Annotated in this window: 10 protein-coding genes; all 10 read left to right on the forward strand. The window is 26.8% G+C overall.

Going from position 1 to position 12165, the window contains the following annotated elements; genetic code table 11:
- Positions 1-232: 232 nt before the first annotated feature.
- Positions 233-1066, forward strand: a complete 834-nt coding sequence (gene kdsA, locus M9405_RS01675) for a 3-deoxy-8-phosphooctulonate synthase (protein ID WP_250222978.1) — start codon at positions 233-235, stop codon at positions 1064-1066.
- Between the two features lie 1290 nt (positions 1067-2356).
- Positions 2357-3628 carry a threonine--tRNA ligase gene (gene thrS, locus M9405_RS01680; RefSeq protein ID WP_250222980.1) on the forward strand — a complete coding sequence of 424 codons (1272 nt, stop codon included), beginning with the start codon at positions 2357-2359 and terminating at the stop codon, positions 3626-3628.
- A 6-nt stretch (positions 3629-3634) separates the two neighbouring features.
- Positions 3635-4177 carry a translation initiation factor IF-3 gene (gene infC / locus M9405_RS01685; protein WP_250223551.1) on the forward strand — a complete coding sequence of 181 codons (543 nt, stop codon included), beginning with the start codon at positions 3635-3637 and terminating at the stop codon, positions 4175-4177.
- Positions 4178-4252: 75 nt separating this feature from the next.
- Entirely contained in the window at positions 4253-4450 is a 198-nt protein-coding gene (gene rpmI / locus M9405_RS01690) for a 50S ribosomal protein L35 (RefSeq protein WP_250222981.1), read from the forward strand.
- Between the two features lie 66 nt (positions 4451-4516).
- Complete coding sequence (rplT, locus tag M9405_RS01695) at positions 4517-4876, forward strand: 50S ribosomal protein L20 (protein ID WP_250222983.1); 360 nt, start codon at positions 4517-4519, stop codon at positions 4874-4876.
- 177 nt (positions 4877-5053) lie between these two features.
- Entirely contained in the window at positions 5054-6052 is a 999-nt protein-coding gene (gene pheS / locus M9405_RS01700) for a phenylalanine--tRNA ligase subunit alpha (protein ID WP_250222984.1), read from the forward strand.
- A 9-nt stretch (positions 6053-6061) separates the two neighbouring features.
- Positions 6062-8479 carry a phenylalanine--tRNA ligase subunit beta gene (gene pheT / locus M9405_RS01705; protein WP_250222985.1) on the forward strand — a complete coding sequence of 806 codons (2418 nt, stop codon included), beginning with the start codon at positions 6062-6064 and terminating at the stop codon, positions 8477-8479.
- Between the two features lie 329 nt (positions 8480-8808).
- Positions 8809-9828 (forward strand): lipoate--protein ligase, encoded by a 1020-nt coding sequence (locus M9405_RS01710; protein WP_250222986.1) that lies wholly within the window; start codon positions 8809-8811, stop codon positions 9826-9828.
- 431 nt (positions 9829-10259) lie between these two features.
- Positions 10260-10646, forward strand: coding sequence for an iron-sulfur cluster assembly accessory protein (locus M9405_RS01715; protein WP_250222987.1), 387 nt, complete (start codon positions 10260-10262; stop codon positions 10644-10646).
- An 11-nt stretch (positions 10647-10657) separates the two neighbouring features.
- Entirely contained in the window at positions 10658-12154 is a 1497-nt protein-coding gene (sufB, locus tag M9405_RS01720; protein WP_250222988.1) for a Fe-S cluster assembly protein SufB, read from the forward strand.
- Positions 12155-12165: the final 11 nt, after the last annotated feature.

Raw genomic sequence — 12165 nt, forward strand, 5'->3', positions numbered from 1 at the left:
AATAAAATATTATAAAATTTAGAAAATTATTATTTAAGTATATAGACTCATATATTAATTGTTGTATATCAAATACATTTTTATATAAAATATATTTGTATATATAATAAAAATTATATTTAATTATATTAAATTTAAACAAATTATATAGTTATATTCAAAATATTTACATCTATTAATGATTAACTTATATTAATAATATATATTATATTACTAATTTATAGTGTAAAACATGAAAACTTTAACAGTAAATATTAAAGATATAAAAATATCAAACACATTACCATTTGTATTATTTGGGGGTATGAATGTTTTAGAGTCACGAGATATAGTAATGCAAGTTTGTGAACATTATATTAACGTAACTCAAAAACTAAACATCCCCTATATCTTTAAGGCATCTTTTGACAAAGCAAATCGCTCTTCAATAGAGTCATATCGTGGACCAGGATTGCAACGAGGTTTATGCCTACTTGATGAAATACGGAAAAACTTCAAAGTTAAAATTATGACTGATATACATGAAATACATCAAATAAATGATGTTTCAAAGATAGTAGATGTCTTACAAATACCGGCATTCCTAGCAAGACAAACCGATTTAATTATATCTGCAGCAAAAACTGGTATGGCAATCAATATAAAAAAACCTCAATATATGAACCCTACACAAATTACTCATATTGTAAATAAATGTCGATCAGTTAAGAACAATAAAATAATTTTATGTGAAAGAGGCACTATTTTTGGGTACGACAACTTAATAGTAGACATGCTAGGTCTGAAAATAATGCATCAAGTTTCTGGCGGATGCCCAGTGATAGTAGATGTCACTCATGCTTTGCAAAACAGACAACCACTTAGTAAAACCTCTGGAGGGAGGAACTCACAAATCTATGAACTCGCTAGAGCTAGTATTGCAATAGGTATTGCAGGGTTATTTTTAGAATCCCATCCAAATCCATACCAAGCTAAATGTGATGGTCTTTCTGCGCTTCCATTAAATAAATTAGAGTTTTTCCTAAAACAAATGAAAACTATCGATGAAGTAATCAAATCGTTATAAAGATAAATACTAATAATATTAGTACATAGTGTATGTATCAAAAAAATTAAAAAAATCAAATTTTATATAAAAATTAATATTTAATAAATAAAATAATATTAACTACATTTTGATTTTAAATAAAACATAAAACTTACTAAGTACTTTGATGCAAAAAGACATATATAACTATACATGATATTAAATATATATGTAAATATACAAAACTATCTAAAATACACTTTTATACTTAAAACAAATTCAATTTAATTCAAAAAAACAATATAACAATTTATATTTTTGATGTAATATAACAATATTATCTGTCAAAAATTAAAAGTTCTACAAAACTAATATATAATTTATGTGAGCGCTCCTATAAATAAATGACATGTTAATAGTAATAAAATTACACTGATATATAATATCATTAATAATAAAATTATTCTAAAATAGAATTTTTCTGATATTATCTGTGATAAATATATAATTATTTTGACTATACTAGTTTCATTTAATCTATAAAAAACAATGAAATTTCTTTAAGTTGTAAGAACTAGTAAACATATTTTATATACACATTATTAAAAATAATACAATAACAAGATCACACTCAAATTTATACCTATTTTAAATAATTTATATCAATAAAAGTACAATACGCACCCTAAAACATAGGGAACTATCAATGCTTGTTATTATTTTGCACAATGAAAACTAATGCTAATAGCATCATATAAAATACCCTTTGAAATTTTTAACGATATAAATCTAAAATTATCCAAACATTGTATAATAACTCAAAATAACAGAAAAACTTATTAAGTTTATTAATACAATTACTGAAGATAATATATTAAAATGTATCATTTTAACAAAAAATTGAATTATATTATAATAAATACCTTTTATGCACATTTATTGAAACATGCAATAAACAATTATGAAAAAACTAAAATGATGCTCATTACTGAAACAAATAAAAATTCTGTTAATCTACGAGACTCAATAATAACTTAATTACAAATGATCTAATGATCCCAGAACAAGATATAGCTAAATCATAAAAATTATGATAATAAAAATAACCACATGTAAACATACTAGAAACACACTTGTTTTACTAAATAAAACATATAAAATATCTACAATACATGAAAAAAATTAACTGCAATAAAGATAATAAATTTCATTATCATAAAAATACATAAATATATGCCGGGAACTGCATGATAAACATCATATCTTTACAAAACTATAAACTACATAATATTTTATTGTTTAATTCAAATAAAAATTTACAACGTATTTATGAAATCACCTAGAATGAAAAAAAAAATTAGCACTCCTAAAAATACGTCGAAAATCTTAAACAAATATGACCATCGTATCCTAGCGAAACAATTAAATTTATACCATACACAAATAGATGCTCCAGGCATGATTTTTTGGCACCCAAATGGGTGGATTTTATTTCAAGAACTAAAAAAATTTATGCGAACACAACTAAAAATATATAAATACCATGAAGTTAAAAGCCCAATGATGATTGATCAAAATCTATGGAAAAAAACTGGTCATTGGGACAACTATTACGAGCATATATTTACTACTGATTCGGAAAACCGAAACTTTTGCATCAAACCAATGAACTGTCCAGGACACATACAAATTTTTAATTACGGTATAAAATCTTATAAAGACTTACCATATCGTATTGCTGAATTTGGTGATTGTCATAGAAATGAATCATCAGGATCTTTGCATGGACTCATGAGAACACGATCTTTTACACAAGATGACGGACATATTTTTTGCACAAAAACACAAATATTTGATGAATTAAACTATTGTATTGAAATGATGTATAATGTATACAAAATATTTGGTTTTAAAACTGTACTGGTTAAATTATCTACTCGTCCATTAAAACGCATAGGGACAGATGCTATCTGGGATGAAACCGAAAAATATTTATACCAAGCATTAAAACATAATAATATTAAATTTCAATACCAACCGAACGATGGTGCTTTTTATGGCCCTAAAATAGAATTTATTCTATTAGATTCACTAAATAGAACTTGGCAATGCGGTACTATACAGTTAGATTTTTCTTTACCAAATTTATTGCACACACATTACATAAATTCTGAAAATATCAAATTAGCACCTATAATGATTCATAGAGCAATATTAGGATCCATGGAAAGATTCATTGGTTTAATAATAGAAGAATATGGAGGTTTTTTCCCAACATGGCTAGCTCCAGTACAAGTTGTTATTATCAATGTTACAAAAAAACAAACCCAATATGTATCTGTAATAGAAAAAAAATTAATAAATAAAAAAATAAGAACTCAAGTAGACTTGAGAAACGAAACAATAGGATTTAAAATTCGGTATTATACCTTGTTACGTATTCCTTATATACTAATCTGTGGAAATACAGAAATGGAAAAAAATACAATCACTATACGTACTTACAAAGGAAAAAACATAAAAAATTATGATATAAATAATTTTATTAAAAAATTACTATGTGAAATTAACAATTATAATTTGTATACAATGGAGGAATAGCATATTATTAAACTAGGAAAAAAAAACCAATTAATACGATCTCATCGTATTAATAACGAAATTAAATCTAAAAAAATCCGATTAACCGGAGCAGATGGAAAACAAATCGGAGTGGTGAGTTTACATGAAGCACTTAATAAATCCGCAGAAATTGGTTTAGATTTAGTTGAAATTAGCCCTAATTCTGATCCACCAGTATGCAAGATTATGAATTATGGAAAATTTTTATATGAAAAGAGTAAATCTACAAAAGAACAAAAGAAAAAACAAAAAACAATTCATATAAAAGAAATTAAATTTCGACCAAATACTGATGAAGGTGATTATCAAATTAAACTGCGTAACTTGATTAAATTTTTAACCGCAGGAAATAAAGTAAAAATAACTTTACGTTTCAGAGGAGGTGAATTAGTACATCACCAAATTGGCGCGCAAGTACTATACCGAATACGTCACGAGCTCAATGCACTCACAATAGTAGAATTTTTCTCTAATAAAATTGAAGGCCGTCAAATGACCATGATTTTAGCCCCAAAAAAACTAAGATAACCATCTATGAGAATAGATGGTTATCTTAATAACTCTATATACAATACAAAACTCAATCAAAAGAGAAGAATATATATGCCTAAAATTAAAACACATCGTGCGTCTAAAAAACGTTTTAAGATTACTGCTTCGGGACAATTTAAATTCAAACACGCCTACATGAGGCACATTTTAACTAAAAAATCTACAAAAAATAAACGTTATTTACGTCAAAAATCTATTCTCTCTAAGATATATTGGTCCACTGTAAAAAAACAACTACCATATCTATAAATATATACTTATATATAATATTTTTAAATAAATGGAAATTTTACAAATTTAGGAAGACTATTAAAAATGACACGTGTTAAAAAAAGCGTATCAGCACGCGCCCGGCATAAAAAAATACTAAAAAAAACTGCAGGATATTACGGAGCTAGATCTAGGACTTATAAAGTTGCTTATCAAGCAGTCATAAAATCTGGTCAATACTCCTATAGAGATCGAAAACAAAAAAAGCGTTTATTTCGTAAATTATGGATTAATCGCATCAATGCAGCATCGCGAAACTACGGGATTTCCTACAATAATGTAATAAATGGTCTACACAAATCTGATATTATCATAAACAGAAAAATACTAGCCGACATAGCCATGCATGATAAAGAAAGCTTTTCTATATTAATAGAAAAAATTAAAACTAATTTAAAAAATTAATTATTTTAAACATTAAAAATTTTTTTAAAAATACTTAGTAATCTGTAAAAATTTACATTAACAAAATAAAATTTAATAAAATATGTAATTTCAGTAATTCTAATTTAATACAGGATTACTGCATTGTATCAATTATATATAAACATATATGTATTCATATAAATCTATAGGATGCTTATGTTATTAAAAAAAATCGATCAGTTGGTTATCCAAGCGAAATCATCTATATTAGAATCTAATAATTTCTCTACTTTAGAAGAGACACGTGTTAAATTTTTGGGTAAAAAAGGACATATACATCAATATTTAAAAACTCTACGTCATGTTCCCTCAGAAATACGAATAAAATTGGGAATAAAAATTAATCAAGCTAAAAAAGATATTTACATATTATACACACAACAAAAAAATACCCTAAAATTAAATAATATAAAAAATACCTTAGCTCTAAATACATTAGATATTACTCTACCGGGTCGTTTTTCAGAAACAGGCAAAATTCATCCAATCACACATACTATAGAGCACATGAAATTTTTTTTCAAAAAATTAGGTTTTTCTATAGAACATGGTCCGGAAATTGAAACAAACTATTTTAATTTTGATGCATTGAACATTCCTGAACACCACCCTGCAAGAGAAGAACATGATACTTTCTGGTTTGACGAAACACAATTATTACGTACGCATACATCCGGAGTACAAATACGCGCTATGATGAAAAACGCTCCACCAATACAAACTATTTCTTTTGGAAAAGTATATCGAAAAGATTATGATCAGCATCATACGCCTATGTTCCATCAAATGGAAGGGTTTATAATAGATACTAAAATAAATTTAAGTAACTTAAAAAAAATATTATATGATTTTCTGTATGATTTTTTTAATAAAAATATTATTCTACGCTTTAGACCATCTTATTTCCCCTTTACAGAGCCATCTGCAGAAATTGATATTTTAGAAAACAACAAAAAAAAATGGTTGGAAATATTAGGATGTGGAGTAATACATCCCAATATATTAGATCATGTTGGAATTAATACAAAACAATTTTCAGGAGTAGCTTTTGGCATTGGAGTAGAAAGAATAACCATGTTATTATACCACTTAAATGATATAAGAACTTTTTTTAAAAATGATTTACAATTTCTTAGACAATTTAAATACCCATAAAGGTATCTAATGAAATTTAGTGAAATGTGGATACGTCAATGGATTAATCCTCCTGTAAACAGCGCTGAATTAGGGGATCAGCTAACTATGGCTGGGCTTAAAGTTACTGAATTACAACCAGTATCTAACAAATTTTATGAAATAATTATTGGCGAAATTATAGAATGTAAAACCCATGAAGCTTTACAAAATATATGGATAACAACAGTAAATATTGGAGATATAAAACTATTAAATATTTTTTGTCAAAAGAAAAATTGCAAAAAAAACATCCGAGTTGCTGTAGCTAAAATTGGAGTGATATTACCAAATGGTAACTACATAAAACCAATAACCATACAAGGAAAACAATCAGAAGGTATTTTATGTACTTTTGCAGAGTTAGGTATTACGAATATTACTGAAGAAATTATAGAACTACCGAACGATGCGCCCATTGGTCAAAATTTATTTAATTATTTAAATCTACATGATAATACACTAGAAATTAACATTACTCCAAACCGAGGAGACTGCCTTAGCGTTATTGGCGTATCTAGGGAAATAGCAGTTATAAATCAACTTAAACTAAAAAAAATTAAAACATCTGCAGTTATTCCAACGATTAGTGATACTATCCCGATATTTATCGACGTACCAGAGGTATGCCCACAATTCTTCGGAAGAATTCTAAAAAATATTAATATAAATACCCCAACACCTGTATGGATAACAGAAAAACTACGACGATGTAATATTAATACAGTTAATATAGTTATAGATACTATCCATTATGTATTACTGGAATTAGGTCAACCCATTTATATATTTGACTATGAAAAACTTGAAGGTCAACTAATTTGCATAAGATTTTCTCAAATTGGTGAAGAACTAGTGTTATCTAATAAAAACAACAAAACATTAAAACTTTTTCCAAACACAATAGTGTTTTGTGACAAAAAAAAACCACTATCAATCGCTGGAGCAGCTATACCGGATACATATAGCGTTCAACCTACAACACATAATATTATTTTACAATCCGCTTTTTTTTATCCTATAACTATAGCCAGACAATCTAAACAATATAATTTACATGATCCTTACTCTTTTCGTTACGCAAGAGGAGTTGATATAAAAATATCCGAAGAAGCTTTAAATCAAGCTACAAATTTATTAATAAATAACTGTGGAGGACAATCCGGTCCAATCATAAATATAACGAACCATAATTTTTTACCAAAAACAATAAAAATTACATTAAATCGATCAAAATTAGATAAATTACTTGGATTTCATATACCTGATCAAAAAATCTCACACATTTTAACGCAACTTGGTTATAAATTTATATTTATAAATGATACTTGGACAGTAACAATACCCACTTGGCGATTTGATATATCTATAGAAGAAAATTTAATAGCAGAAATAATACGTATTAATGGATATAATAATATTCCTAAAAAAACATTTTATCACTATCACTCCAGTACAAATCAAAAATATCATCATAACTTCTCCGATATATCATTATCCAGAGCAAAAACTTTACTTATCGATAAAGGATATCAAGAAATAATAACATACAGTTTTATAAATCCTAAAATTCAAAAACTATTACACCCAAAACAAACACCTTTAATTTTAAAAAATCCAATTACATCAGAAATGTCGGTTATGAGATTATCTTTATGGACTGGTCTCATAACAACGCTATTATATAATTATAATAGACAGCACAAACAAATTAAACTCTTTGAGAGCGGTATATGTTTTGTTCCCAAAAATCATTCTAATAAACAAGTAGAACAAAATCTTATGATATCTGGAATACGCTCTGGTCTCAGATTTAATAAACATTGGGATCTAGGAATATATCCTGTAGATTTTTACGATATAAAAGGTGATGTAGAAGCACTATTAAATATCACTATTAAAATGCATTGTGTAAAATTTAGGGAATATACACATCCTGCTCTACAACTTGGACAGAGCGCTGCTATTTACGTAAAAAATATATGTATTGGCTATATTGGAATGATTAATCCTATGATACAAATGCAACTAAACATACGTCCCAAAATATTAATGTTTGAACTATCATGGAACATGATGAAGCAATGTACATTTTCTGAAGTTCATAATACTATCTCTGTTTCTAAATTTCCTAAAAATTACCGTGATATTTCCGTAATAATACCCGAAGATATCTGCATAGATTCTATTATTACTGCATGCAAATCGCTTTCTAAAAAAGATAAAATTATTGACATTCAATTATTTGATATCTATAAAGGCCAGAAAATACCAAAAGGTTTCAAAAGTATTACTATGCAATTATCCATACAAAGTAATACACATACTCTAGAAGAAACAGAAATTTCTGATATAATTAAAAAATGCGCAATAATTTTACAAACACATTTTAACGGCACTATAAGATAAACGCACTAATAAATTACAGTTTTAAAAGATAAATCAAACCCAAATAAATAAACTATATTATATTTAATTCAATTAATATTTAAATTTTATTAAAATCTTTAAATAGAATAGAACACTAAACACGATAATTTAATTAAAACATTTTTACCAATCTACTAATAAATTAAAAATTTAATATATAAAATCTTTTAACCCATACATAATTTATTAATTTAAACAAATCTATAAAATACTGCATTATCTATACCGTTAGATAAAAAACTTAAATTTCATAAATATTCATGCTAACATAATAAGTATGTTTTAAATATCTAAAATAAAGGAAAAAAATGTACTCTTTAAGATTATTACTATCTGATTCATATGATCCATGGTTTAATTTATCGTTAGAATCATATATATTCCAAAACATGCCTAAAAATCAAACTATACTATTTTTGTGGAGAAATCAAAACACAGTGGTTATAGGACGAGCACAAAATGCATGGAAAGAATGTAATACTCGCCGTATGGAAAGAGACGGCATTAAATTAGCTAGAAGAAGTAGCGGAGGCGGCGCTGTATTTCATGATTTAGGTAACACCTGCTTTACCTTTATGTCAACTCAAGAAAACCATGATAAGAAAATATCTACAAAAATAGTGTTAGATGGATTAAATAATATTGGCATACAAGCTAAAATCTCTGGGAGAAACGATCTCGTAATATCTACAAAAGACGGAGAACGTAAAATTAGTGGTTCTGCCTATCGTGAAACATCTAATGGAGTATTTCATCACGGTACTTTATTATTACATGTAGATATTAATAAACTTACTTATTATCTTAATCCAGATTTAAAAAAATTAGAAACTAAAGGTATCTCTTCTATACAATCAAGAATTACTAACCTAAATACAATTCAACCTGATATTAACCATCAAAAAATTTGTCAAGGATTAATAGACGCTTTTTTCAAACACTATAAAACACGCACAATACCTGAAACATTGTCTATGAATAATGTTATGCATATACCAGATTTCAAAAAACAATTCAATAAACAACAAGATTGGAATTGGAATTTTGGAAACGCTCCAGCATTTACACATCAATTAGATACACGTTTTCACTGGGGTAATGTAACATTACATTTTGATATAGAGCGCGGAATAATAAGTAGAAGTCATATTTTTACAGATAGTTTAAATCCAGATCTATTAGAAATATTAGCTAAAAAATTAATAAATACTCCATATAATACTAAAAGCATCAAACAATGTTGTAAACAATGGATAGAAGAAGCATCAACCAAAAATAAAATGGAAACATATGATGTTTGCGATTGGTTAATAAAAAGTATATCTTAAACCAATATTACATCTAACATTTAATAGAATTACAATATTAACCTAGAAAGTTACACAAAATCTTATTCAACTTTATAATAGTATATCATCAACAATAAAATAACCAGTACTTATGATATAGTATACTCATCACACCTAATAAAACATATAATATTTCATTTTCCTTGAAATAAGGAATTTTCTTTTTAAAAAACACACGTTTCAATATCTATCTTCAAAAAATTTTTAATTATCTTAATAAAACAACCACAATTGTTTGTTTACATTACTAAACTATAATATATTTAATAAAAATATTATCATGTAATTACTTCATAATATTACATATCAAATACTATAAATTTATCATCTGTGCACTATTGATAACAACCAATAAAATTAATCAAAAAAATTTTTATAATCTTTCATAACAAACCTATAGGTTTAGTACCATGAAAATTCAAAAAAGTGTAAAATACAACATATATTCTGGGTTAAAAAAAAATACTGCCTGGAATGGGATAAAATTAACAAATTCAGCAATAAAACAAATTCTACATATAATAGAAAAAGATCCTACTATTTTAGGATTAAAAATTAATATAAAAAAATCAGGATGCGCAGGATTTACATATATCATGGAAACAGTTAAAACATTAAATGATGATGACTTAACTTACAAAATTAATAGCATCAAACTATTTATACCACATGATAAAATGCCGTTTATTGACGGAACAGAAATAGATTATGTGAAAGAAGGACTAAATTATACATTTAAATTTAATAACCCACAAGCACGAAATTTATGCGGGTGCGGTGAAAGTTTTAATATTTAAAAGGCATTATTATGAATAATAATAACTACAAAACACATGATTTTAATAAAAACTTAATAAAAAATAATAATTTACATTATAAAGAAGGATTTTTTACTGAATTAAACAATGATGAACTTAAAAAAGGTATAAATGAAACTGTAATTCATGCCATTTCAAAAAAATTATCCGAACCAAAATGGATGTTAAATTTTAGACTATCTGGTTATCACGCTTGGTCTAAAATGCAAGAACCTCATTGGCTAAAAGGATATTACCAAAAACTTGATTATAATTCCTATAGTTATTTTTCTGCTCCAAAATGTTCTAATAACCATAAAAACACACAAAAAAATACAAATATCATTTCTCCTATAAATCAACCAAAATATCTTATTAAAGAGGTCCAAGATACCTTCAGTAAACTTGGCGTACCAACACAAGAATCAGGAAATGTAGCAATTGATGCAATATTTGATTCAGTTTCTGTATATACTACTTTTCAAAATAAATTAGCAGAAAAAGGTATAATTTTTTGTTCATTGCACCATGCAATTCATAATTATCCAGACTTGGTACGCCAATATTTAGGTACTGTGGTATCTTGCAAAGATAATTTTTTTGCCGCATTAAACGCAGCAGTAGTATCTGATGGTACATTTGTATATATCCCTAAAAATGTACGATGTCCTATGGAGCTATCAACATATTTTCGCATAAACTCTAAAAACACTGGTCAGTTTGAACGCACTATTATAATTGCTGAATCAGGAAGTTATGTAAGTTATATTGAAGGATGTTCCGCTCCTATTCATGATCATTATCAATTACATGCAGCAGTTGTAGAAGTTATCGTACTAAAAAATGCGCAAGTAAAATACTCAACGGTACAAAACTGGTTTTCTGGAAATACACAAACAAAGAATGGAATTTTAAATTTTGTCACTAAACGTGCATTATGTGCTGGAAAAAACTCTAAAATGTCTTGGACACAATCCGAATCCGGATCTGCCATTACTTGGAAATACCCGAGTGTAATATTAAAAGGAGAAAATTCTATTGGCGAATTTTTTTCAGTTGCTGTAACAAATGGTATGCAACAAGCAGATACTGGAACTAAAATGATTCACATAGGTAAAAATACAAAATCCACGATTATTTCTAAAGGCATATCTCTCGGAAGCAGTCAAAATACCTACAGAGGTCTAGTAAAAATTATGAACACTGCTTCAAACGCTCGAAACTTTACACAATGTGATTCTATGTTAATAGGAGAAAAATGTAGTTCTCATACATTTCCTACAATTAAATCACATAATCATAATGCACAAATAGAACATGAAGCTACAACATCAAAAATAAGTGAAGATCAATTGTTTTATTGTAGACAACGTGGTATCAATGAAGATAATGCTATTTCTATGATTGTTAGTGGATTCTGTAAAGATATATTTTCAAAATTACCTCTAGAATTCTCTGTAGAAGCGCAAAAATTACTAGCTATTACTTTAGAACACAGTGTTGGTTAGTAAGTTTACTC

This window comes from Candidatus Blochmannia ocreatus, assembly GCF_023585745.1.
In the GTDB taxonomy this organism is placed as follows: domain Bacteria; phylum Pseudomonadota; class Gammaproteobacteria; order Enterobacterales; family Enterobacteriaceae; genus Blochmanniella; species Blochmanniella ocreatus.